At 74.3% G+C, this 22,844-nt stretch carries 22 protein-coding genes and 1 riboswitch; of the genes, 17 read left to right on the top strand and 5 right to left on the bottom strand.

The features are described 5' to 3' along the window. Positions 1-205: 205 nt before the first annotated feature. The 17 genes from RDI86_RS08600 (at position 206) to RDI86_RS08520 (ending at position 19,543) form a co-directional block, all read left to right on the top strand. On the top strand, positions 206-1,489 hold the full coding sequence (locus tag RDI86_RS08600; protein ID WP_308821174.1) for an extracellular solute-binding protein: 1,284 nt from the start codon (positions 206-208) through the stop codon (positions 1,487-1,489). 100 nt (positions 1,490-1,589) lie between these two features. After that, positions 1,590-2,579: a carbohydrate ABC transporter permease gene (locus tag RDI86_RS08595; protein WP_168945006.1), complete on the top strand. Its 990-nt coding sequence runs from the start codon at positions 1,590-1,592 to the stop codon at positions 2,577-2,579. Continuing rightward, positions 2,576-3,508: a carbohydrate ABC transporter permease gene (locus RDI86_RS08590; RefSeq protein WP_241005656.1), complete on the top strand. Its 933-nt coding sequence runs from the start codon at positions 2,576-2,578 to the stop codon at positions 3,506-3,508. Before RDI86_RS08595 ends, RDI86_RS08590 begins: the two co-directional genes overlap by 4 nt. Then, positions 3,505-4,353, top strand: a complete 849-nt coding sequence (locus tag RDI86_RS08585; protein ID WP_083711497.1) for a DeoR/GlpR family DNA-binding transcription regulator — start codon at positions 3,505-3,507, stop codon at positions 4,351-4,353. Before RDI86_RS08590 ends, RDI86_RS08585 begins: the two co-directional genes overlap by 4 nt. A gap of 63 nt (positions 4,354-4,416) precedes the next feature. Further along, a complete protein-coding gene (locus RDI86_RS08580; RefSeq protein ID WP_076404195.1) occupies positions 4,417-5,313 on the top strand; it encodes an SIS domain-containing protein in 897 nt (298 codons plus the stop codon). Continuing rightward, the gene (locus RDI86_RS08575; protein ID WP_308821173.1) at positions 5,310-6,383 is read left to right on the top strand and encodes an ROK family protein; all 1,074 of its coding nucleotides are present in this window, start codon (positions 5,310-5,312) and stop codon (positions 6,381-6,383) included. Before RDI86_RS08580 ends, RDI86_RS08575 begins: the two co-directional genes overlap by 4 nt. Beyond that, the gene (locus RDI86_RS08570) at positions 6,380-7,402 is read left to right on the top strand and encodes a 1-phosphofructokinase family hexose kinase (protein ID WP_076404196.1); all 1,023 of its coding nucleotides are present in this window, start codon (positions 6,380-6,382) and stop codon (positions 7,400-7,402) included. The genes RDI86_RS08575 and RDI86_RS08570 overlap by 4 nt, the downstream gene beginning before the upstream one ends. Then, positions 7,403-8,239: a class II fructose-bisphosphate aldolase gene (locus RDI86_RS08565; protein WP_076404197.1), complete on the top strand. Its 837-nt coding sequence runs from the start codon at positions 7,403-7,405 to the stop codon at positions 8,237-8,239. A 336-nt stretch (positions 8,240-8,575) separates the two neighbouring features. After that, entirely contained in the window at positions 8,576-12,730 is a 4,155-nt protein-coding gene (locus tag RDI86_RS08560) for an NPCBM/NEW2 domain-containing protein (protein ID WP_308821171.1), read from the top strand. A gap of 179 nt (positions 12,731-12,909) precedes the next feature. Continuing rightward, on the top strand, positions 12,910-14,361 hold the full coding sequence (locus tag RDI86_RS08555; RefSeq protein ID WP_076404583.1) for a basic amino acid/polyamine antiporter: 1,452 nt from the start codon (positions 12,910-12,912) through the stop codon (positions 14,359-14,361). A 43-nt stretch (positions 14,362-14,404) separates the two neighbouring features. Beyond that, positions 14,405-15,676, top strand: a complete 1,272-nt coding sequence (locus RDI86_RS08550; RefSeq protein ID WP_308821170.1) for an arginine deiminase — start codon at positions 14,405-14,407, stop codon at positions 15,674-15,676. A gap of 81 nt (positions 15,677-15,757) precedes the next feature. Continuing rightward, complete coding sequence (locus RDI86_RS08545) at positions 15,758-17,131, top strand: hypothetical protein (RefSeq protein WP_076404200.1); 1,374 nt, start codon at positions 15,758-15,760, stop codon at positions 17,129-17,131. A 25-nt stretch (positions 17,132-17,156) separates the two neighbouring features. Continuing rightward, positions 17,157-17,231: riboswitch (Fluoride riboswitch) on the top strand. A gap of 41 nt (positions 17,232-17,272) precedes the next feature. Beyond that, positions 17,273-17,833: a universal stress protein gene (locus RDI86_RS08540; protein WP_076404201.1), complete on the top strand. Its 561-nt coding sequence runs from the start codon at positions 17,273-17,275 to the stop codon at positions 17,831-17,833. Continuing rightward, complete coding sequence (locus RDI86_RS08535; protein ID WP_308821169.1) at positions 17,821-18,267, top strand: CrcB family protein; 447 nt, start codon at positions 17,821-17,823, stop codon at positions 18,265-18,267. Before RDI86_RS08540 ends, RDI86_RS08535 begins: the two co-directional genes overlap by 13 nt. Beyond that, positions 18,264-18,641, top strand: a complete 378-nt coding sequence (locus RDI86_RS08530; RefSeq protein ID WP_308821168.1) for a CrcB family protein — start codon at positions 18,264-18,266, stop codon at positions 18,639-18,641. Before RDI86_RS08535 ends, RDI86_RS08530 begins: the two co-directional genes overlap by 4 nt. Before the next feature lie 99 nt (positions 18,642-18,740). Then, entirely contained in the window at positions 18,741-19,226 is a 486-nt protein-coding gene (locus RDI86_RS08525) for an SRPBCC domain-containing protein (protein ID WP_308821167.1), read from the top strand. Then, complete coding sequence (locus RDI86_RS08520; protein ID WP_034652607.1) at positions 19,223-19,543, top strand: helix-turn-helix transcriptional regulator; 321 nt, start codon at positions 19,223-19,225, stop codon at positions 19,541-19,543. Before RDI86_RS08525 ends, RDI86_RS08520 begins: the two co-directional genes overlap by 4 nt. Before the next feature lie 10 nt (positions 19,544-19,553). Here the strand turns inward: RDI86_RS08520 and RDI86_RS08515 are convergent, their stop codons facing one another. The 5 genes from RDI86_RS08515 to RDI86_RS08495 all read right to left on the bottom strand — a co-directional run bounded on the left by RDI86_RS08515 (position 19,554) and on the right by RDI86_RS08495 (position 22,826). Further along, complete coding sequence (locus RDI86_RS08515) at positions 19,554-20,159, bottom strand: flavodoxin family protein (RefSeq protein ID WP_163185339.1); 606 nt, start codon at positions 20,157-20,159, stop codon at positions 19,554-19,556. 114 nt (positions 20,160-20,273) lie between these two features. Further along, positions 20,274-20,687 (bottom strand): PRC-barrel domain containing protein, encoded by a 414-nt coding sequence (locus tag RDI86_RS08510; protein ID WP_308821166.1) that lies wholly within the window; start codon positions 20,685-20,687, stop codon positions 20,274-20,276. Continuing rightward, the gene (locus tag RDI86_RS08505; protein ID WP_308821165.1) at positions 20,684-21,097 is read right to left on the bottom strand and encodes a hypothetical protein; all 414 of its coding nucleotides are present in this window, start codon (positions 21,095-21,097) and stop codon (positions 20,684-20,686) included. Before RDI86_RS08505 ends, RDI86_RS08510 begins: the two co-directional genes overlap by 4 nt. Further along, positions 21,094-22,323 (bottom strand): divalent metal cation transporter, encoded by a 1,230-nt coding sequence (locus tag RDI86_RS08500; RefSeq protein WP_308821164.1) that lies wholly within the window; start codon positions 22,321-22,323, stop codon positions 21,094-21,096. The genes RDI86_RS08505 and RDI86_RS08500 overlap by 4 nt, the downstream gene beginning before the upstream one ends. Beyond that, positions 22,320-22,826 carry a hypothetical protein gene (locus RDI86_RS08495; protein WP_163185330.1) on the bottom strand — a complete coding sequence of 169 codons (507 nt, stop codon included), beginning with the start codon at positions 22,824-22,826 and terminating at the stop codon, positions 22,320-22,322. The genes RDI86_RS08500 and RDI86_RS08495 overlap by 4 nt, the downstream gene beginning before the upstream one ends. Between the last annotated feature and the right edge of the window lie 18 nt (positions 22,827-22,844).

Here is a 22,844-nt window from a genome sequence, read left to right as displayed (position 1 = left end):
CAGTTGCTCGAAGGTGACGGTTCGATGACGGAGTCTGATCGACTCTGGACGCAATCTGCCGTAACGTGCTTCTATGTGATCGTAACGAGCGGGAAATGATCGTGATCTATCAATGGTGATGACAGATCCGGTCGCTCCTGCCGGCCGTGTGCCTCACGCGGACCGGACCGATCGACCTCATGGCAACGAAGCGGAGGACAAGGACATGAAGGACCCGAACACGCGGCGCACGACCTCGACGGCGAGCCGGCCCCTGCGTCTGGTGGCTCTCACGGCGCTGGCGGGGCTGGCGCTCTCGGCGTGCGGCTTCGGCGGCCAGGGGGGCGGCGGCGAGAGCGAGGGCGACGGCACGACGATCGACCTGCTCGTCCCCACGTACTCGGACCAGACGAAGTCGCTCTGGGAGGACGTCATCGCGGGCTTCGAGGACGAGAACCCCGACATCACGGTCAACCTCGAGGTCCAGTCCTGGGACAACATCAACGACGTGGTCCGCACCAAGGTCCAGTCCGACCAGGCGCCGGACATCCTCAACATCGACGCGTTCGCCGGCTTCGTGGAGGACGACCTGCTGTACTCCGCGGACGAGGTGCTCTCGCCCGACACGATCGCCGACTTCCAGGAGTCGTTCGTCGAGAACGCGTCGATGGACGGCACGCAGTACGGCCTCCCGCTCATCGCGTCCGCGCGCACCATGTTCTACAACAAGGACCTGTTCACGCAGGCCGGCCTCGACCCCGAGGCGCCGCCGAAGACGTGGGACGAGCTCAAGGACGCCGCGACGAAGATCTCCGCGCTCGGCGGCGGCACGTACGGCTACGGGCTCCCGCTCGGCTCGGAGGAGGCCCAGGCGGAGACGGCGATCTGGTTCTTCGGCAACGGCGGTGGCTACGGCGACGCGTCCGAGATCACGGTCGACACCCCCGAGAACGTCGAGGCCGCGCAGTTCTTCCAGAGCCTCGCCGTCGACGGCCTCACCCAGCCCGACGCCGGGGCGACCGACCGCACGCCGCTCATCGACGTCTTCATCCAGGGCAAGATCGGCATGATCGTCGGTCTCCCGCCGACGATCGGGCAGATCGAGGAGAAGAACCCGGAGCTGAGCTACGGCACGGCACCGGTCCCGACGAAGGACGGCTCGCCCGTCACGCTGGGCGTCGCGGACCACCTCATGGCCTTCACGAACGAGGGCGACAAGCAGGACGCGATCACGGCGTTCCTCGACTACTTCTACTCGCCCGAGGTCTACGTGCCGTGGGTCGACGCCGAGGGCTTCATCCCGGTGACGAAGTCGGGCGGCGAGGAGCTCGCCACCAAGGAGTCGATCGCGCCGTTCCTCGACCTGCTGCCCGACGCGCAGTTCTACCCGTCGACCAACCCGCAGTGGTCGGCGACGCAGGGCGCGGTCCAGTCCCTCGTCGGCCAGGTCGCGCAGGGCAAGGACGCCCAGGCGGTCCTGACGGAGATCCAGGCGAAGGCCGACCAGTGACGACGCGCTGACCGCCGCCGGGCGGCGGGACACCCTCCCGCCGCTCGGCCGCCGTCGGCTCCCGTCCGCGACCTCTCCCCGGCACCCGGAGGACACCCCGATGACCACCGACACGACCGGCACCCCGGCGGGTGCCGCGACGGCGAGCCCCGCGCCGCCGTCGGACCAGCACGCCGCGCCGCCCGGTGCGGCCGACCGCTCGCGCCGCACCTGGCGCGGCACGCTCTCCGCCCTCCCGTGGATCGGCCCGAGCCTCGCCCTCATCGCCCTGATCGTGCTCTTCCCGGCGGGCGTGATGATCGTCAACTCGACACGCGACATCTCCCAGTCCGGCGTGGACCGGGGGAGCGCGGGGCTCGAGAACTACGCCGACGTCCTCGCGATCGAAGCCCTCCCGCGCGTCCTGCTCAACACCGTGGTGTGGGTCGTGGTGGTCGTCGGGCTGACCGTGGTCATCTCGCTCGCGCTCGCGAACCTCCTCGACAAGCAGTTCCCCGGTCGCCAGCTCGTGCGCCTCGCCGTCATCGTCCCCTGGGCGGCGAGCGTCGTCATGACCACGACGGTCGTGTACTACGGGCTCCAGCCCAACTACGGGATCTTCAACCAGCTCCTCGCGGACGTCGGGATCCTCGAGGTCGCCGACTACGGGTTCACGAAGAACGCGACGTCGGCGTTCCTCGTGGCGATCGTCGTCGCGGTGTTCGTGTCCCTGCCGTTCACGACGTACACGATCCTCGCCGGGCTCCAGGCCGTCCCGCACGAGATCGTCGAGGCGGCCCGCATGGACGGCGCCTCCCGCGCCCGCGCCTACTTCTCGGTGATCCTGCCGCAGCTCAAGCCCGCGCTGTCCGTGGCGGCGCTCATCAACATCATCAACGTCTTCAACTCCCTCCCGATCCTGCGGATCATGACCGGGTCCATCCCCGGCTACGACGCCGACACCACGACGACGCTCATCTTCAAGCTCATCCAGTCCGACCGCCGGGTCGACCTCGCGTCCGCCCTGTCGGTCGTGAACTTCGCGATCGTCGTGCTCGTCATCGTCGCCTACCTGCGGATCGTCAGGCCGATGAAGGGAGTGGACGAGTGAGCGCCACGACCCAGCGGGGGCCGGCGGCGTCCGCCGCGCCCGCCGCCACCCGGACGCCCGGACCCCTGCGGAAGCCGTCGCGATACCGCACGGGCGGGCCCGGTGCCCACGGGTCGGTCGTCGGGCGCACGGTGGCCGGCTTCCTCGTCGCCGCCGTCTTCCTCGTCCCGTACCTCGTCATGCTGCTCGGCTCGCTGAAGAGCCGGCCCGAGATCCTGCGGATCCCGCCGACCTACCTCCCGGACGAGTGGCACCTCGAGAACTACGTGACCATGTGGTCGACGCCGGAGACGCCGCTCCCGCAGAACCTCGTGTCCACGGTCGTCATCTCCGTGGCGGCGACGCTGCTCGTGCTGGTGGTCGCCGTCCCCGCGGCCTACTACACGGCGCGGTTCCGCTTCCCGGGGCGGCTCGCGTTCCTGTTCCTCGTGCTCGTCACCCAGATGCTCCAGCCGGCGGTGCTCGTCGCGGGCCTGTTCCGGCAGTTCCTCGCGTTCGGGATCGTCGACACCTGGCTCGCGATGATCCTCGTCAACGCCGCGTTCAACCTGGCCTTCGCCGTGTGGATCATGCACAGCTTCTTCGCGAGCGTCCCCCGGGAGGTGGACGAGGCCGCCCAGATCGACGGCGCCGGTCGCTGGACCGTGCTGTTCCGCATCAACCTCCCGCTCGTGTGGCCCGGGATCGTCACCGCGGTCATCTTCACGTTCGTCGCCGCGTGGAACGAGTTCGCGGCCTCCCTCGTCATCCTGTCGACGGCCGGCAACCAGCCGCTGTCGGTCGCGCTGACGAAGTTCATCGGCCAGTACGACTCCGCGTGGCAGTACGTGTTCGGGGTCTCCATCGTGGCGATCGTCCCGGTCGTCGTCCTCTTTGCGATCATCGAGAAGCGCCTCGTCGGAGGCCTGACCGCAGGGAGTATCAAATGACCACGACCCACGACGACCTCGCCGACAACGTCGGGCTCGCCGGCCTCAGCAAGTCCGTCCGGTGGGAGCGCATGCTCGCGCTCCTCGCCGACCGGCGCCGCCTGTCGGTGACGGAGGTCGCCGACGAGTTCGGCATCTCCGAGTCGACCGTCCGGCGAGACTTCGACCAGATGGCCGCGCGCCAGCTCGCGCACCGCACCCACGGCGGAGTCGTCGCGGCGTCGGTCGCGTACGGGCTCCCGCGCCGGTACAGCAAGCAGGTCGAGGACAAGCAGCGAGTCGCCGCCGCGGCGGCCGCGCTCGTGCTCGAACGGTTCACCGCGCCGGTCGTCGGGCTCAACGGCGGCACGACGACGACGCTCGTCGCGAAGGCGCTCGGCGAGCAGACCGAGGAGACGTCGGAGGACGCGCTCCAGCAGAGCGGGCACGCGCTCACGGTCGTGACGAGCGCGCTGAACATCGCGACCGAGCTCGTGCTCCGCCCGCAGGTCCGCACCGTGTGCCTCGGCGGCACGGCACGCGCGCAGTCCTACGAGCTGACCGGGCCCGCCGCGATCCAGATGGCCCGCACGCTCTGGCTCGACGTCCTCGTCCTCGGGATGCTCGGGATCGACGCGACCGCCGGCCTCACGTGCGGCGACCCCGACGAGGCGGGCGTCACGACGGCGCTCGTCGAGCGGTCGCGCTCGGTCGTCGCGGTCGGCACGTCCGACAAGGTCGGCACCCGGTCCTTCGCCCAGATCTGCGAGCTCTCGCAGGTCACCACCCTCGTCACCGACAGCGGCGCGACCGCCGACGCCCTCGACCCCCTCCGCGAGGCGGGCGTCGAGGTCGTCGTCGTGTAGCGGCGTCGGCACGCGTGGCCGGCACCCGCCGGCCGCGGCATCGCAGAAAGGTACGTACGCACCATGAGAACGACCCACGTGAGCGCAGAGATCGCGAGCCAGCCGGAGGTGTGGCGCCGGGCGGCCGAGCTCGCGGCCTCCAGCACCGACGTCCTCCCGCAGGCAGGTGAGCGCGTCGCGGTCGTGGGTTGCGGGACCTCGTGGTTCGTGGCGCAGGCGTACGCGGCCCGCCGTGAGGCGCTCGGCCTCGGCGAGACGGACGCGTTCGCGGGCAGCGAGTATCCGGTGGACCGCCGCTACGACCGCGTCGTGGCGATCACCCGCTCCGGCACGACGACGGAGATCCTCCAGCTCCTCGAGGCGGTCCGCGGTGAGCAGCGCACCCTCGCGATCGTCGGTGACCCGGGCTCCCCCGGAGCGAGCGCCGCGGACGACGCGGTCGTCATGGAGTTCGCCGACGAGCGCTCCGTCGTGCAGACCCGGTTCGCGACCGCCGCGCTGAGCCTGCTCCGCGCGTCCCTCGGGGACGACGTCGAGAAGCTCGCGCTCGCGGCCGAGGAGGCCGTGACGTGGGAGGTGCCGACCGAGCACCTGGAGCGCTCGCAGTTCACGTTCCTCGGCCGCGGCTTCTCCGTGGGCCTCGCGAACGAGGCAGCGCTGAAGATGCGCGAGGCGTCCCTGGCGTGGGCCGAGTCGTACCCGGCCATGGACTACCGCCACGGACCGATCAGCATCTCCGACCCGACGAGCGTCGTGTACCTCCTCGGCGAGGAGGTCCCGGGGCTCGTCGACGACGTCGAGCGCACCGGCGCCCTCGCCGTCCGGTTCGACGAGGACCCGCAGGTCACGCTCGTGCGCCTCCAGCGGCTCGCCGTGGCCAACGCCGAGCGCAAGGGCCTCGACCCGGACGCCCCGCGCAACCTCACGCGCTCGATCATCCTCGACGCCCCGGCGCCGTGAGCGAGCGGACCACCCTGCCCGTCCCGCCCGCCGACGCGACCGTCGGCGGGCGGGACGGCGAGACGGACGGCCCGGTCGTCGTCGCGCTGGACGTCGGCGGCACCGACATCAAGGCGGCGCTCCTCGACGCGGGCGGGGTGCTCCTCGAGCGCGTGACGCCGACGCGCGCCGCCGAGGGCCCGAGGACGTCGTTCGCGGCCGTGCTCGCGGCCGTCGCGGACGTGCGCGACCAGGTCCCGGCGGGGCGCCGGGTCGCCGCGGTCGGGCTCGCGGTGCCGGGGACGGTCGACGAGGAGACCGGCGTCGTGCGGAGCGCCGAGAACCTCGACTGGGTCGACCTGCCCGTGCGGGCGCTCGTGGAGGACGCGACCGGGCTGCCGGTCGGGTTCGGCCACGACGTGCGGGCGGGCGGTCTCGCGGAGTGGCGCCTGGGAGCCGCCCGCGGGGCGCACGACCACGCCTTCCTCGCGGTCGGGACCGGGATCGCCGCCGCCGTGGTGCTGCGCGGGGAGCCGTACGTCGCGCACGGCTGGGCCGGCGAGGTCGGCCACGGCGGCGCACGCGAGGGCGAGCCGTGCCCGTGCGGCGGCCGGGGCTGCGCGGAGACGTTCGCCTCCGCGGCGGGCATGGCCCGCACGTACCGCCGCCGCACGGGGGTGCCGGCCACCGCGGTGCCCGGCGCGCGCGAGGTCCTCGCGCGCGCCCAGGCCGGGGACGCGGTCGCGCGCGACGTCTGGGAGCGCGGCGTCGACCGGCTGGGCGAGCTCGTCGCGGAGATGACCCGGCTGCTCGCGCTGCCCACGGTCGTCGTGGGCGGCGGGCTGGTCCGCGCGGGCGACGCGCTGCTGCGCCCGCTCGACGCCGCCGTGCGCTCGTACCTGACGATCCACCCCGCGCCGCGCCTGGTGCCGGCCCAGCTCGGCTCCGCGGCGGGCGTCCACGGCGCCGCGCTGCTCGGCTGGGACGCTGCGCGGGCGGCGGGCGTCGACGCCCCGCGGCAGCACGCGGTGCCGGTCCCGACGGGCACCGGGCCGCGCGGGCTCGTCACGGCGGACGGGGTCGTGCCGTGACGGCGGGCCCGCGGACCGGTCTCGTCCCGGTCCGCGTCGTCGCCCTCACGCCGAACCCCGCCTGGGACGTCACCTACGGGGTCGACCGGCTCCTGCCCGGGGCGTCGCTGCGCGTGCGGAGCGTCGTCGCGCGCGCGGGCGGCAAGGGCGTCAACGTCGCGCGCGTCGCTCGCACGCTCGGCGCGCCCAGCGTCGCGGTGTGCCCGCTCGGCGGGCCCCTCGCCGGTCCGTTCGCCGCGGACCTCGACGCGGACGGCCAGCCGTCCGCCGTCGTGCCCGTCGCCGGCGCCGTGCGTCAGTCCGTCGCCGTCGTCCCGGCCGAGGCAGGGGGCGAGGACGGCGGGCACCCGACGGTCCTCAACGAGCCGGGCGCCGCGCTCGACGACGCCGAGTGGGCCGCGCTCGTCACCGCGTGCGTCGCGCAGGTCCGCGCGCCCGACGTCGCCCCCGGGTCGCCCGACCGCGGGCAGGGCGCCGTGGTGGCCACCGTGTCGGGCTCGCTGCCGCCGGGCACCACGCGCGAGCGCGTCGGCAGGCTCGTGGCCGCGCTGCGCGAGGCCGGCGCACGCGTCCACGTCGACGTGTCCGGCCCCGGCCTGCTCTGGGCCGCCGACGCCGGCGCCGACCTGCTCAAGCCGAACCGCTCGGAGCTCGTCGAGGGCACCGGGGTCGACGACCCGTCGCTCGCGGTCGCGGAGCTCCTGCGCCGGGGCGCGGGAGCGGTCGTCGTGACCGACGGCGAGCGCGGGCTCACCGCGTACGAGCCCGGGCCTGACGCCGGGGCTCCCGTCGTCGTCGGCCGTGCTCGCCTGGGGACGCCCGTCGCGGGCAACCCGACGGGGGCCGGCGACGCGGCGATGGCCGCGCTCGCCGTCGACCCCGACCAGCCCTGGGCGCGCCGGCTCGCGCTCGCCGCCGCGACCTCCGCGGCGGCCGTCCTCCAGCCTGTCGCGGGCGCCGTCGACCGCGCCGACGTCGACCGCCTGCTCGCCCACGTCCTCACCGAACCGGAGTCCTGAATGCCCCTCGTCACCACCGACCGTCTGCTCGATCCGGCGCGCGCCGCCCACCGCGGCGTCGGCGCCTTCAACGTCATCCAGATCGAGCACGCCGAGGCGTTCGTCGCGGCCGCCACGCGCGTCGGCTGCGGCGTCGTGCTCCAGATCAGCCAGAACGCCGCCCGCTGGCACGGCGCGCTGGAGCCGCTCGCGGCCGCGACCCTCGCGGTCGCACGCGCGGCCGAGGTGCCGGTGGCCGTGCACCTCGACCACGCGGAGGACCGCGACCTCGTCACCGAGGCCCTCGACCTCGGCTTCACCTCCGTCATGTACGACGGCTCCGCGCTCGACTACGACGACAACGTCGCCGCGACCGCCGCGGTCGTCGCCCAGGCGCGCGCCGTCGGGGCGTTCGTCGAGGCCGAGCTCGGGAAGGTGGGCGGCAAGGACGGCGTGCACGCCCCGGGGGTGCGCACCGACCCCGCCGAGGCCGTCGCGTTCGTCGAGGCCACGGAGGTGGACGCCCTCGCCGTCGCCGTCGGGTCGTCGCACGCGATGACGGACCGCACCGCGTCGCTCGACCTGGCCCGTGTCGCCGAGCTGCGCGCCGCCGTCCCCGTGCCCCTCGTGCTGCACGGCTCCTCCGGCGTGCCCGACGCCGAGCTCACGCGCGCCGTCGAGGCCGGGATGACGAAGATCAACGTCTCCACGCACCTCAACAGCACCCTCACCACGGCGCTGCGCACGTTCCTCGACGAGAACCCTGCCGTCGTGGACCCGCGCAAGTACCTCGGGGCCGGCCGCGACGCGATGCGCGACGAGGTGGTCCGGCTCCTGGGGGTCCTCCGCGCCGCCTGACCCGGGGCCGGCGACCGCCGCCACCGGGCTCGCGTCCCGCCCCACCCTTCCTGCCCTTCCGACCGAGCGGGCGGTCCGGTGCGTCGCGCTCTGGCGGCCGCACCCGGACCGCCCGCTCGGCGCGCCCGGACGCCCGCCGGTCGGCCCCGACGGCGGACGGGTCCGCAGCACGGACGACTTCGTCCAGCCCTCTTGTGCTCGCGCCGCGAGTGGGTGATGCTTGCTGCGTGATTCAACGATGAATCGCGCAGAATCATGCAGAGTCTGCCGGATCACCGACCACCGTTCGCCCGTGCGCCGCACCTCTGCGACGGGCGACCCGGGCAAGGGAGCTCCATGAAGCCAGCACGTCAGCGACACGCCGCGAGCCGCGCTCGCGGGACGCACGCACGAGCCACGGCGGCCGGGCTGGCCGCCGCCGCGCTCCTCCTCACCGGTCTGCTCGCGCCCCCCGCGGGTGCCGCGCCCGCGGAGAGCACGCGGACCGACCCGGCATCCGGCCCCGCTGCGACGGCCGCCGCCGACGGTCCGACGCCCGTCACGCCGAAGCCCGTCACGCCGGAGGTCCCGGTCGCGGCGGACGGCACGCCGATCGGGGGGATCACCGCCGTCGAGCAGGACGGGAACGTCGTCACGCTGCGCGCCGCGGACGGCGTGGCGCGCGTGACGTTCCTCGACGACGCGACGCTCCGTGTCGAGGCGGACCCGAGCGGGTCGTTCACCGACCCGGCCAACACGCCGCAGGGGGACCCCGCCCGCACCGCGAACATCGTCGTCGGGGCGGACGAGTTCCCCGGCGCGACGCCGGTCGTCGAGGACGGCGACACGATCGCGCTCACGACCGACGCCGTGACGCTCACGGTCGACCGCGCGACGAGCCGCATGACGCTCACGCGGGCGGACGGCTCGGTCGTGTGGGAGGAGTCGGCGCCGATCACCTTCGGAGCGAACAGCGCGACCCAGCACCTGACCCCGCGCGAGGGCGAGCAGTTCCTCGGCGGCGGCATGCAGAACGGCCGCTCGATCCACACGGGCGCGACGATCAACGTCGCGCGCTCGTACGACTGGGACGACGACGGCTACCCCAACGCCGTGCCGTACTACATGACGAGCGCGGGCTACGGCGTGCTGCGCAACACGTTCGCGCGCGGCACGTACGCGTTCACGCAGGACGCGACGACGACGCACGAGGAGCGGCGCTTCGACGCCTACTACTTCGTCGGGGACTACAAGCAGTCGCTCGACGGCTACACGCAGCTCACCGGTCGGCCGCACATGCCGCCGGTCTACGCGCTCGAGTACGGCGACGCCGACTGCTACAACCGGTCGTCCGAGAGCTACAAGTCGCGCAACCCCGGCTCGTGGAACGTCCCGGGCAAGCTGCGCACGCCGGACGCGCTCGAGGTCGCGCGCGACTTCGTCGAGCACGACATGCCGGGCGGCTGGATGCTCGTCAACGACGGCTACGGCTGCGAGTACGTCGAGCTCCCCGAGACGGTCGCCCAGATCGAGGCCGAGACCGGGATCAAGACCGGCCTGTGGACCGAGCGCTCGCTGACCAACCAGGCCTTCGAGGTCGGCGAGGCGGGCATCCGCCTGCGCAAGCTCGACGTCGCGTGGGTCGGGTCGGGCTACCGGCTCGCCCTCACCGGTTGCGAGGCCGCGCACGACGGCATCGAGGCGAACTCGGACGCGCGGGGCACGGCCCTCATGGTCGAGGGCTGGGCCGGCTCGCAGCGCTGCGGCATGCAGTGGACGGGCGACCACGCGGGGAACCTCGACGCGGTGCGCTGGCAGGTCCCCGCGCTGCTCAGCTCGGGGAACTCGGGCCAGGCCTTCACGACGGGCGACGTCGACGGCATCTTCGGCGGCTCGACCGAGTCCTACGTCCGCGACCTGCAGTGGAAGGCGTTCGCGCCCGCGCTGTACTCGATGAGCGGCTGGGCGTCGGTCGACAAGCGTCCGTGGCTCTACGGCGAGGAGGCCACGGAGATCAACCGGAAGTACCTCCGGCTGCGTCAGCGGCTCATGCCGTACGTCTACACCCTCGCCGCCGAGTCGCACGCGTCGGGCACGCCGATGATGCGCTCGCTCGCGCTCGAGCACCCCGACGACCCGTACTCCTACGGGGCCGAGGCGAACGCCGAGTTCCTCCTCGGTGAGGACTTCCTCGTCGCACCGGTCTTCACCGACTCGGACGTGCGCGACGGGATCTACCTGCCCGAGGGGCAGTGGCTCGACTACTGGACCGGTGCCCTGTACGACGGCGGCCGCGTGGTCGACGGGTACGCCGCCCCGCTCGACACCCTCCCGCTGTTCGTGCGGGCCGGGGCCGTCGTCCCGCAGGGTGCGGAGGCCCGCAACGCGTCCCTCGTCCCCGAGGACTCGCCGATCACGCTCGACGTCTACCCGCAGGGCGCGAGCTCCTTCGAGCTCTACGAGGACGACGAGGTCACGCGCGCCTACGCCGACGGCGCGTCCTCTCGCCAGGTCTTCTCCGTCGCCGCGCCCGAGCAGGACGGCGGCGACGTCGCCGTGACGATCGGGGAGCGCGCGGGCGACTACGGCGGCAAGGCCGACGCACGCCCGTACGCCCTCGACGTCCACACGGGCTCGGCGCCCGACGCGGTGGGTGTCGACGGCACGCCGCTCGACGAGGTCGCGGACGCCGCCGCGTTCGAGGCGGCCGAGACCGGCTGGTTCTATGACGCCGAGGACCGGGGCGGGGTCGTCCGGGTGAAGATCGCCGCCGTCGGGTCCGACGCGACGGCGACGATCACGCTCACCGGGACGAGCGCCGTCGGTGGCGAGGACTCGGACGCGCAGCGCGCGCACGTGTCCGTCGCGGCGGGTGACCAGGTGTTCCAGGGCGAGGAGACGACGGCACGCGTCACGTTCCACAACACGGGCACGCGGGCGAAGGACGACGTCGAGATCACGCCCACGGTCCCCGAGGGCTGGACGGTCGTGCACGGCGAGGGCACGACGGCCGCGTCCGTCGAGCCGGGCGGCTCGCTCACGGCGACGTTCGTCGTGTCCCCGGGTGCGGGGTCGGCCGCGGGCGGGCAGAGCGTCGGCGGCACGGCGACGTACCGCGACGCGTCCGGCGGCGAGCGCTCGGTCACGGGCACGAGCCAGGTGGACGTCGCGTACGGCAGCCTCGCGGCGGCTCTCAACCACGTCTCGATCACGTCGGTCGCGACCAAGGACGCCGGCAACTTCGACGGCGGCGGCGCGTCGTTCTCCGAGGACGCGCTCGCGGCTGCCGGGGCGACGTGGGGCGAGCCCGTCACGGTCCGCCGCGGCGAGGACACCTTCGAGATGCGGTGGCCGGACGCCGCGCCCGGCGTGCCGAACTCGCTCGCGCCGAGCGGGCAGACCGTCGCGATCGGCGGGAGCGGCACCCACCTCGCGTTCCTCGGGTCGGCGGCGAGCGCCGCAGGCGTCGACCAGCGCGTCGTGATCACGTACGCCGACGGCACGACGTCGGAGCAGTCGGTGTACTTCCCGAACTGGATCATCCAGCCCTCGGGCCCGCTCAAGGACTCCGTCGTCGCCGTCGGGAGCAAGGGCCGCAACAACAAGGCCAACCCCGACGGGTACGAGTACCCGAACGGGACGTACTCGGTCTACGCGAACGCGGTGCCGCTCAACCCCACCAAGGAGCTGCGTTCGGTGACGTTCCCCGCCGGGACCACGGCGAAGCTCTTCGACGTGCGCCCCGTGGACCTCGCCCTGCCCGAGGCGCCGTCGGGCGACGTGTGGGCGTCCGACCTCGAGTGGACGGCGGCGACGAACGGGTGGGGCGTCATCGGGATCGACGTCGCGAACAAGGACTCCGCGTCCTCGCCCGACGTGCCCCTCGTCATCAACACCACGCCCGCGCTGAAGAAGACGTACGCGAAGGGCCTGGGCGTCCACGCTGCGTCGAAGGTCACCTACTACCTCGGCGGCCGGTGCACCCGGTTCACCGCGGACACGGGCCTCGAGGACGGTTTCACCGGGTCGGTGGTCTTCAAGGTCGACGTGGACGACGTGAACCGCTACCAGGGCTCGACCTTCCAGGCCGGCTTCCCCACGGAGCACATCGACCTCGACGTCACGGGCGCGCAGTACGTCGACCTGGTCGTCGAGGCGCCCGGGTCGATCAACGGCGCGCACGGCGTGTGGGGCGACGCCCGGTTCGCGTGCGCCGACGACGCCCCGCAGGTCGCGTTCTCGGCCGAGGCGCAGCCGCGCTCCCTGGCCGGGAAGGTCTACCTCGCCGTCCGCGTCATGAACGACGAGGACGTCCCGGTCGACGTCACGGTGACGACGCCGTACGGCGAGCGGACGTTCGCCGACGTGGCACCCGGCCGGAGCGCGTACCGGTCGTTCGCGACCCGTCGGGCCGCGATCGAGGCGGGCGAGGTGACCGTCGCGGCGACGATGACGGTCGACGGCGAGGACGTCACGTCGTCCCGGACCGTCGCCTACGACGCGGCCGGGTAGCCGGCCGCGCTCCCCGGACGCCGACGCGGGGCGGGTCGTCGCCGACGGCCCGCCCCGCCGGCGTGCGCCGACCGCCCGGCGCGCGGCCCGACCCCGACGCTGCCATCATCGACCGGGTCAGCACGGCGCCGCCGACCCGCGCGGCGCGGGCCGGCGCGCGAGCGCGAGGGGCGTGGGGCATGACCGCTGAGGGCACGGCGCAGGGCATGACGTCCGGCACCACGAAGGTCACCGTGCTCACCCTCACGGCGATGGTCGTGGGCTCCATGGTCGGGGCGGGCGTCTTCTCCCTCCCGCGCCGCTTCGCGCAGGAGACGGGCGTCGCGGGCGCGCTCGTGGCGTGGGTCGTCGCGGGCGCGGGCATGTTCACGCTCGCCCTCGTCTTCCAGCGGCTCGCGGTCCGCAAGCCCGGGCTCGACGCCGGGGTCTACGCGTACGCGAAGGCGGGCTTCGGGGAGTTCACGGGCTTCTACGCCGCCGCCGGGTACTGGGCGAGCGCGTGCGTGGGCAACGTGACGTACTGGGTGCTCATCATGTCGACGCTCGGGGCGTGGGTCCCCGCGCTGGGCGCGGGGGACACGGTGCTCGCGCTCGTGCTCTCGTCGGTCGGGCTGTGGCTCTTCTTCGCGCTCGTGCGGCAGGGGATCCGGGAGGCGACGGCGATCAACCGGATCGTCACGATCGCCAAGCTCGTGCCCATCCTCGTCTTCGTCCTGCTCGCCGTGCTCGCGTTCGACCCCGCGGTCTTCGCGGAGAACCTCCACGGCGCCTCGTACACCGGGTCGCTGTTCGACCAGGTGCGCGACACCATGCTCGTCACCGTGTTCGTCTTCCTCGGGGTCGAGGGCGCGAGCGTCTACTCGCGGCACGCGCGCCGCCGCGAGGACGTGGGGCGGGCGACGATCCTCGGGTTCACGAGCGTGCTCGCGATCTTCGCGTCGGTGACGATCGTGTCCTACGGGATCCTGCCGATGGCCGAGATCGCGGAGCTGCGCCAGCCGTCGATGGCGGGCGTGCTGGAGGCCGCGGTCGGGCCGTGGGGGAGCGTCTTCGTGGGCGTCGGGCTGATCGTCTCGGTTCTCGGCGCCTACCTCGCGTGGACCCTCATGGCGGCGGAGGTCCTGTTCGTCGCGGCCAAGGACCGCGACATGCCGCGGTTCCTCACCCGCACGCGCCGGGAGGACGTCCCGGTGAACGCGCTGCTGCTCAGCACGGCGCTCTCGCAGGTGGTCCTCGTCGTCACGTACTTCTCCGACGACGCGTTCGACTTCGCGCTCGACCTCACCGCGTCGATGACCCTCATCCCGTTCCTGCTGGCCGCGCTCTACGCGCTGCGGCTGCGGCTCACGCGCGAGACGTACGACGGCGCCCCCGCCCGCACCCTGACGGGCGACCTCGTCGTGGCGGTCCTCGCGTCGGCGTACACCGCGTTCCTGCTCTTCGCGGCCGGGCTCGACCTCGCGCTGCTCGCGTTCGTCTTCTACGCGCCCGTCACCGTCCTCTTCGTCATGACGCGCCGCGAGCAGGGGCGGCGTGCGTTCGGGCCCGCGGAGCTCGCGCTGCTCGGCGTCGTCGTGGCGCTCGCGGTGCTCGCCGTCGTCGGCCTCGCGGCGGGCTGGGTGTCGCTGTGAGACCACCGGACCGTACCGACCGCACCACCGAGAGGGAGCACCCATGAGCGTCGCGTCCGCCGTCCCGTCCACCGTCCCGCCCGTGCAGCACGGCGTCCACTCGGAGGTGGGGCGCCTGCGCAAGGTCCTCGTCTGCGCACCGGGGCTGGCGCACGAGCGGCTGACCCCGACGAACTCCGACGACCTCCTCTTCGACGACGTCATGTGGGTGGAGGCCGCCCAGCGCGACCACCTCGACTTCGTCAACAAGCTGACGAACAGGGGCGTCGAGGTCGTCGAGCTGCACGACCTCCTCGCGCAGACGCTCGCGATCCCCGAGGCGCGGGCGTGGGTGCTCGACCGCAAGGTCGTGCCGAACCAGGTGGGCCTGGGGCTCGTCGAGGGCACGCGGGCCTACCTCGACTCGCTGAGCGAGCGCGAGCTCGCGCGGTTCCTCGTGGGCGGCCTGGCGACGACCGACCTGCCCGACGACTACCGCACCGGCTACGTGGACCTCGCGCGCGAGTCGACGGGCGGGTTCGAGTACCTGCTCCCGCCGCTGCCGAACACGCTGTACACGCGCGACACCACGTGCTGGGTCTACGGCGGCCTGACGCTCAACCCGCTGTACTGGCCGGCGCGCCAGGAGGAGACGCTCCTCATGAAGGCGGTCTACGCGTTCCACCCCGAGTACCGGGAGTCGACGGTGTGGTGGGGCGACCCGGAGCAGGACTGGGGCCAGGCCACGCTGGAGGGCGGCGACGTCATGCCGGTGGGCAACGGCGCGGTGCTCGTCGGGATGAGCGAGCGCACGTCGCGCCAGGCGATCTCGCAGCTCGCGAAGGCGCTGTTCGACGCGGGCGCGGCGGAGCAGGTCGTCGTCGCGGGCATGCCGCGGCTGCGCGCGGCGATGCACCTCGACACCGTGTTCACGTTCGCGGACCGCGACCTCGTCACGGTGCACCCGGCGATCGTCGACGGCATCCACACCTTCACGCTGCGGCCGTCGGACCGCGCGCCGGGCGTCGAGATCACCGACGAGGGCGACACGCCCTTCGTCGACGTGGTGGCGCGCGCGCTGGACCTGCCCGCGCTGCGCGTCGTGGAGACGGCGGGCGACGCGTACGCGTCCGAGCGGCAGCAGTGGGACTCGGGGAACAACGCCGTCGCCATCGAGCCGGGCGTCGTCGTCACCTACGACCGCAACACCCTGACCAACGCGGCGCTGCGGCGCGCGGGCGTCGAGGTCGTGACGATCGTCGGGGCGGAGCTCGGGCGCGGCCGGGGCGGCGGGCACTGCATGACGTGCCCCGTCGCGCGCGACCCGCTCGACTGAGACGCCGCCCGGCGGACCACCGGCGCGGCGCGGCTCCCGGGATACCCTGCACGAGCCGCCCACGACGAGAGGACCCGCCCGATGTCCGACCCCACCGAGCCGTACGAGCCGGTCGACGACCAGACCGTCATGCGGCCGCCGCGGCGGTACGGGGACGACGGCGCCGCGACCCCGGGCGGGACGCCGCCCCCGCCGCCCCCGCCCGGACCGGGGCAGCCCCACGCCCAGGTCCCGTACGGCACGGACCCGTACGGGCAGCGCGGGGCGCCGCCCGCGCCCCAGGGGTACCGCGGCCCGGACCCGCACGCGACGATCCCGCCGGCGGACACGGGCGCGACCTGGCCCCCCGCGGAGACCGGCGCGACGTGGCCGCCCGCCGCGACGTCGTCCGGCCACACCGCACCGCCGCCGCCCGGGGCGTACGCGGGCGCGCCCGGCGCGCCCTACGGCGCCCCGCCGCACGGCACCCACCCCACGGCTCCGTACGGCAGCCCGTCCGCGCCGTACGGGGCGCCGTCGGGCCCGGGCTACGGCGCGCCCGACGACGCGACAGTCGTCCCGACGGCGACCGCGCCGCCGTCGGACCCGTACGGCTTCTCCCCGTACGCGACGCCGCCGGGCCGCGGCCGTCGCCCGTGGCTCGTGCCGGTGCTCGCCGGCCTGGGCGCGTTCGGGCTCGTCGCGGGCGCCCTCGGCGTGTGGCTCGGGCTGCGCGACGACTCCGCGCCCGACCCCGGGCCGACCACGGCCGAGCAGGCGCCCGCGACGTCGGACGCGCCGACGGAGCCGGAGCCGGAGGAGACCGAGGACCCCGCGGACACCGACGTCACCGACGACGAGCCGTGGCTCGCGCAGGAGTACCGCGCGGGCGCGGAGATGGACCCGGAGAAGGGCCCCGAGCTCGCGCCGATGTCGTGGGCGTACTTCTCCGACAACGACTACCTCGTCAACGACGACCGCATCGCCCTCGTGGCGCGGCGGGACTTCGCGTGCGACGACGTCCCCGCGATCCCCGCGATCCAGGCCCTCGCGGGCTCGTGCCAGGCGGGGTTCGAGGCGCGCGTCGTGTCCGACGACGGCCCGACCGTCGCGCTCGACGTCGTCGTGCTGGACGTCGGCTCGAAGGAGGAGGCCGAGCGCGCCGCCGCGGCGTTCAACGACGCGCCGGAGGGCGACCCCCTGGCCGACACCACCGGCCCGGCCCACCCGACCCTGGCCGCGGCCGTCCCGCAGCCCGGGTTCCAGGGCTCGTACGCGATCCTCGACGACGGGGACGCGCCGTCGGTCATGCTGAGCACGGGCACCGTCGTGATCATGTACCGGCTCGGGATCGACGACGGCCTGGAGCGCGACCAGGTGCTCCCGGTCGCGCAGGCGGTCGGGTTCGTCGTCACCGACCACGAGCTGGCGAAGTCGTTCGACGAGAAGAAGTTCGCGAAGCCCAAGGCCGGCTGAGCGGACGGTCCCGGCGCTGGCTACGCTGGGGAGCGGTGATGGATCCCGCCGGGGCGCAGCCGCCCGAACCGCCGCCAGGGCTGATGGTTCCTGACTCGTCGCACGTCGGCGGGCAGGACGCTGCCCGCGGGAGGAGGCCGCATGAGAGCACGGCCGCACGCGGGGCCGGTGCCCCAGCCCGCGCTCGACCGGATGGTCCCGTTCGCGGGGCACGCCGTGGTGGTGGGCGTCGTCCCGGGCGGTGACCCGCTCGTCGTCCGCACGGCGGCGGCCTGGGCGGACGCCGCCGGGTCCCGGCTCGTCGCGGCGTACGCCGACGCGTCGCGCGCCGTGGTCGAGGAGCACCCGGACGGGTCCGTGACGCACGCGTCCCTCGACCCGGACTCCGCCGACGACGCGTGGCAGGGCACCGCCGAGCGCCTGCGCGCCGAGGTGGGTGCGGAGCTCGCGGGCGCACGCGTGCCGTGGGAGCTGCGCTACCTCGCGGGGCGGCCCGACCGCGCGCTGACCCACCTCGCGCGCGCCGTCGACGCGGCGGTGATCGTCGTCGGGTCGCGCGCGCCGGGCTCGCTCGCGCACGTGCGCGAGCTCGTCGAGGGGTCGGTCGCGGTGCACCTGGCCCACCACCAGCACCGCCCCGTGCTCACGGTCCCGCTCGCCGTCGTGGACTGGAAGGAGATCCGCACCCCGTGGGAGAGGTGACGCGCCGGGCCCCGCTGCTCGCGCTCGCGGGCCTCGTCGCGGCGGGGGGAGCGGTCGGCACGACGGCGCGCGCGCTGCTCGAGCAGGCGTTCGCGCCCGTGCCGGGCGGGTGGCCGTGGACGACGTTCTGGATCAACCTCGTCGGCTCGTTCGTGCTCGGTGCGCTGCTCGAGACGCTGCTGCGCGCGGGCCCCGACTCGGGTCGGCGCCGCGCCGTCCGGCTCGGGTGCGGCACGGGCGTGCTCGGCGGCTTCACGACGTACTCGACGTTCGTCGTCGAGGTCGAGCGCCTCGCGAGCGGCGGGCACGCCGCCCTCGGCGCGGCCTACGCGCTGGGGAGCGTCGCGCTGGGGGTCGCGGCGGCGGTGGGCGGCGTCGCGCTCGCGGCCGCGGCCCGACGGCGGCGCGTCGCCCGCGGCGGTGGCGCGCGGTGACGGGGGCACCCGACCTGCTGCTCGTCGCCGTCGCGGGCGGTCTCGGCGCGGCGTCCCGGTTCCTCCTCGACACGGTGGTCGCGCGGCACAACCGCTGGTCGACGCCGCTCGGCACGCTCGTGGTCAACGTGACGGCGTGCTTCCTGCTGGGGCTGCTCACGGGCTGGGGGGCGACGCACCCGGGCCGGGGGGACGTCGTGGCGGTGCTCGGTGTCGGGTTCCTCGGCGGGTACTCCACGTTCTCGACGGCGTCGGTCGAGGGGGCGCGGCTCCTGCTCGCGGGCCGCGGCGCGGTCGCGCTCGTGCACGCGCTGGGGATGCTGCTCGTGTGCCTCGTGGCCGCCGTCGCGGGGATCGCGCTCGGGGGCGGGTGACGCGTCGCGGGCCCGGTGCAACCCGGGGGTTGCGCTCGATCGGGCGCTGTGCAACTGTGGAGTTGCACAGCGAGACCTTCCCCACGGAGAGGACGCACCATGACCACCACCAACGAGCCGGCCGTCGTCGACCCGGCGTCGTACATCGTCTCCCGCACCGTGACGATCGACGCCCCGGCCGCCCGCGTCTGGGCGGCGCTCACCCAGGAGGACCTCATCAGCCGCTGGTTCGGGCAGCGCACCTCCCTGCCCGACCTGCGCGTCGGCGGCGAGGGCGTGTTCAGCTGGCCCGACGTCCCCGACGTCCAGGTGCGGATCGAGGAGTACGACCCCACGACGACGTTCGCCTTCCGGTGGGGGACCCCGGTGGGGCAGCCCCTGGACGAGACCACGTCCACCGTCGCGCGCTTCACGCTCGAGCCGCAGGGCCCGACGACCGTCCTGCGCGTCGTCGAGACCGGGTTCGAGCGCACCGCCGACCCCGACGAGCTGCTCGAGAGCCACCGGCAGGGGTGGACGAGCGAGCTCGACGAGCTCGTCGAGCTCCTCGAGGGCGCTCTCGCGGCCGAGGGCGGGCACGCGTGAGCGCAGCGGCGACGGAGCTCGCCCCCGTGTTCTCCGCGCTCGCGGACGACACCCGGTGGCGGATCCTCCAGGAGCTCGGCAGCGCGGACCTCTCGGCGTCCGCGCTCGCCGAGCGGCTCCCCGTGAGCCGGCAGGCCATCGCGAAGCACCTCGCCGTGCTCGCGGAGGTCGGGCTCGTCGAGTCGGTGCGCGTCGGGCGCGAGGTCCGGCACCGGGCCGTCGGGACGCGGCTCGGCGAGACCGCGCGCGCTCTCGAGGCCATCGGCGCGGCGTGGGACCGTCGGCTCGCGGCGATCAAGCGGATCGCGGAGGCGTAGCCGTCGTCGGTCAGGAGCCGGGAGCGGGGACGGGGTGCGCCGCGAGCGCCGACGCGACGGCGTGCAGGTTGTGCGCCATGAGGCGCCCCGTCTCGCGCGCCCACTCGTGGCCGTGGCCGGTCTGGACGTAGTCCGGCCCGGGCCCCGGGCCCTGGTTCCAGTAGGTCCACGCCTGTCCCGGGATCGTGTAGCCGATGTCCGCGAGGGCCCCGCTCACCTCCGAGATGACGTGGTGCGCGCCGTCCTCGTTGCCCGTGACCACGACCCCCGCGACCCGGTTGTACGCGACCGGTATCCCGTCGGGTCCCTCCTCGGAGATCATCGCGTCCATGCGCTCGAGCAGGCGCTGCGCGAGCGACGACGGGCGCCCGAGCCACGTGGGCGTGAGGACCACGAGGATCTCCGACGCCAGCAGGCTCTCGTGCACGCGCGGCCACTCGTCGCCCTCCCCGACGTCGGTGACGACGCCGGGCGGCACGGCGAGGTCGACGAGGCGGACGTGCTCGACCTCGACCCCGCGGTCCTGGAGCGCCTCGGCGACCACGCGCCCGAGCGCCTCGGTGTTGGACGGCTCCGGAGAGCTCTTGAGCGTGCAGCTGACGAACAGCGCCTTCATGGGGTCCTCCCGTGGCGCCGGGCGGTCGTGCCGCCCGGGACGGCCGGCGGCGGCTGGCTCCACCGTCCCGTCCAGCGTCACGGGGCCGCGCGTCGCTCGCAACGCGCGGCGTCGTCAGGGGAGGGCGGCGTCCTGGCGCCGGTATCCGCGCGCGAGCCGGACCTCGCCCTGCCCGGCGGCGGCGACGTCGTCCCACGGCACGAGGAACGTGCCGCGGTGCCGGCGCCGCACGAGCTGCGGCACCGGCCACGGCGCCGTGACGTCCGTGCGCTCGTACCCGAGGAACGACGTCCCGGTCCGTGGGCTCACGAGGATCCCGACGACCCGCGCGCGCCCGACGCGGCTGCGCCGTCGCACCGTCTCGGCCAGCGCGCGGTCCTCGGGGTGCGCGTCGTCGGGGTCGGTCCCGCCCGCGGGCGGGCCGTCGTCGGGCAGCGTGTCGAGGGCGAGGCGCACGTCGACGAGGAACCCGAGGTCCTCCCCGCCGGGCCCGAGGACGCGCGCGTCGAGCAGGTCGCCGAGGATCACGACTCCTCCTCGGGGTCGTGTCGGCCGCCCGGGATGCGGCCGACCACGTGCTCGCGCAGCCAGTCCTCAATCCAGTGCAGGTCGAGCGAGTCCGCACGGACGGTGAGCTCGAGCGCCGTGCCCACGTGCCCGACGTCGGACCACGGCACGCGCTCCCAGCGCGACGCGGGCGGGCGGCCGCCGAGGAGGCGCGTCACGAGCACCGGCCCGGTGAGGACCGCGCCGACCTCCGCCGGCTCGCCGGGCACCGCGTCCCGCGGGCCGTCGTCCGCGGCGGGGGAGGCGACGAGCTCCAGGTCGTCGACGGTGGTGACCGGCTCGCCGTCGACGTCGAGCACCTGACGGCTCAGCAGGTGCAGGCGCGCGTCCACGACGCGCACCCCCGTCGGCGGGGTGGCGTCCCGGCTCATGACCCTGCTCCCGTCGCGATCATCAGGGGGATCGCCGCCACGGCCGCGACGACGACGATCACCAGGTAGACCATGCCGAGCGCGTTGGTCACGCGCCCGTTGACGTGCTCGCCCATGTACTCCGGGTCGTTGGCCACGAGGAGGATCGGCACGTACGTGAGGGGCAGCGCGACCGCGGAGAACACGACGGACATCTCGGTGACCGCCACCGGGTCGACGCTCGTCATGAGGATCGCCACGGCGAGCAGCAGCGCGACGACCATCGTCAGGTGGAAGCGCGCGGCGCGCGCCGGGCGGCGGAACTTCCCCCACGACCAGCCGAGGTACTGCGCGAGCGTGTACCCGCTCGACAGGGCCGTCTCGAGCGCGGCGCCGAACGTCGCCGCGACGATCCCCACGATCACCACGGCGAGCAGCAGCGTCCCCCCGGCCTCGGCGACGGGCAGCACGATCTGCGACAGCGACGACACCTCGATGCCCGCGGGCAGCAGCACGACGGCCGCGCACGCCGCGATCGCCACCGACAGCAGCCCGCCGAGCGGGAACCCGACGAGCACGTTGACGCGGTTCTGCGCGAGGTCCTTCGCCGTCCAGCCCTCCTCGACGGCGCCCGAGGAGAAGAAGAACACCTCGTACGGCGTCATCGCGGCTCCGAAGAGCGCGACGGCGTAGTACCAGTAGGTCCCGACGTGCTCCGTCTCCGGGGGCGACGGCGGCACCGCCTGGCGCAGCAGCTCGCCCCAGTCCGGTCCCAGCAGGAACAGCGCGACCCCGAACCCTACGAGCAGCAGCCCGAGCAGGCCCGCGACGTTCTCCATCACCTGGAACTTCACGCGCCACAGCACGAGCCAGACGGCGAGCGCCGCGACCAGCATCCACAGGCGCGGCTCGACGCTGCTCGCGAGGTGCAGCGCGAGCGCGATGCCGCCGATCTCCGCGGTGAGCGTGAGGAGGTTGATCGCGAACGACGCCGCGAGGTTCGCGCCCGCCGCCCGTGGGCCGAGGCGCTCGCGGATGATCTCGAACGTCGCGCGCCCGCTCACCGCCGCGACGCGGCCCGACATCGACGCGAACAGGCAGATCCCGACGACGCCCACGACCACGACCCACACGAGCGACAGGCCGAACCGCGACCCCACGACGGCGTTCGTGACGAGGTCGCCGATGTCGACGAACCCGCCGATCGCCGTGAGGATGCCGAGCGCGACACCGAGGAGCTGCTTCACGCGCCACCCGCCAGGGCGAGCACCGTGTCGAGGTCGTCGGCCGCGCGCGCGAGGTCGGCCTGGAGCTCGGACGCCGTGAGCGGCACCGCCCCGGCTGCCGACAGGTCGCCGCCCGCCTCCCGCGCGACCCACGCGCGCGCGGTGACGACCTCGGCCGTCGCGTCGGCGACGGCCGCGAGGCCCGCGTCGCGCTGCGCGGACGAGACGTCGTCCGGCGGTACCAGAGTGGTCAGGGCGGTCGTGGACTCCTCGAGCACCCGGACCTGGTCGAGCACCGCGGCGTCCGCGACGGGCGTCGTCACGCGGTCGGTGTCGAGCAGGCGCACGGTGAGCCGCGTCGTCTCGACCGCCGACCCGGCCTGGGCGACCGCGTCGGCGACGGCGGCCGTCGCCTGGCCGGGCTCCTGCCGGCTCGCCGTGCAGCCCGCCGTCGTGCCGAGCGCGAGCCCGAGCAGCAGCCCGAGCGCGGCCCCGGACCGGGTGATGCGCGCACGACGTCCCACGTCAGCGATGGTGCCGCT

It is taken from the genome of Cellulosimicrobium sp. XJ-DQ-B-000 (assembly GCF_031119065.1).
Lineage (GTDB): Bacteria > Actinomycetota > Actinomycetes > Actinomycetales > Cellulomonadaceae > Cellulosimicrobium > Cellulosimicrobium funkei.
Note: the sequence above shows the minus strand (reverse complement) of the source record. Positions and strands in the feature narration are given on the sequence as shown.

What these genes read in the sequence shown, in the direction of transcription:
- RDI86_RS08505 (WP_308821165.1), bottom strand. Translation starts at nt 21,097, where the DNA reads ATGAGCCGGGACGCCACCCCGCCGACGGGGGTGCGCGTCGTGGACGCG.
- RDI86_RS08555 (WP_076404583.1), top strand. Translation starts at nt 12,910, where the DNA reads ATGACCGCTGAGGGCACGGCGCAGGGCATGACGTCCGGCACCACGAAG.
- RDI86_RS08565 (WP_076404197.1), top strand. Translation starts at nt 7,403, where the DNA reads ATGCCCCTCGTCACCACCGACCGTCTGCTCGATCCGGCGCGCGCCGCC.
- RDI86_RS08585 (WP_083711497.1), top strand. Translation starts at nt 3,505, where the DNA reads ATGACCACGACCCACGACGACCTCGCCGACAACGTCGGGCTCGCCGGC.
- RDI86_RS08550 (WP_308821170.1), top strand. Translation starts at nt 14,405, where the DNA reads ATGAGCGTCGCGTCCGCCGTCCCGTCCACCGTCCCGCCCGTGCAGCAC.
- RDI86_RS08595 (WP_168945006.1), top strand. Translation starts at nt 1,590, where the DNA reads ATGACCACCGACACGACCGGCACCCCGGCGGGTGCCGCGACGGCGAGC.
- RDI86_RS08560 (WP_308821171.1), top strand. Translation starts at nt 8,576, where the DNA reads ATGAAGCCAGCACGTCAGCGACACGCCGCGAGCCGCGCTCGCGGGACG.
- RDI86_RS08580 (WP_076404195.1), top strand. Translation starts at nt 4,417, where the DNA reads ATGAGAACGACCCACGTGAGCGCAGAGATCGCGAGCCAGCCGGAGGTG.
- RDI86_RS08525 (WP_308821167.1), top strand. Translation starts at nt 18,741, where the DNA reads ATGACCACCACCAACGAGCCGGCCGTCGTCGACCCGGCGTCGTACATC.
- RDI86_RS08600 (WP_308821174.1), top strand. Translation starts at nt 206, where the DNA reads ATGAAGGACCCGAACACGCGGCGCACGACCTCGACGGCGAGCCGGCCC.
- RDI86_RS08540 (WP_076404201.1), top strand. Translation starts at nt 17,273, where the DNA reads ATGAGAGCACGGCCGCACGCGGGGCCGGTGCCCCAGCCCGCGCTCGAC.
- RDI86_RS08515 (WP_163185339.1), bottom strand. Translation starts at nt 20,159, where the DNA reads ATGAAGGCGCTGTTCGTCAGCTGCACGCTCAAGAGCTCTCCGGAGCCG.
- RDI86_RS08545 (WP_076404200.1), top strand. Translation starts at nt 15,758, where the DNA reads ATGTCCGACCCCACCGAGCCGTACGAGCCGGTCGACGACCAGACCGTC.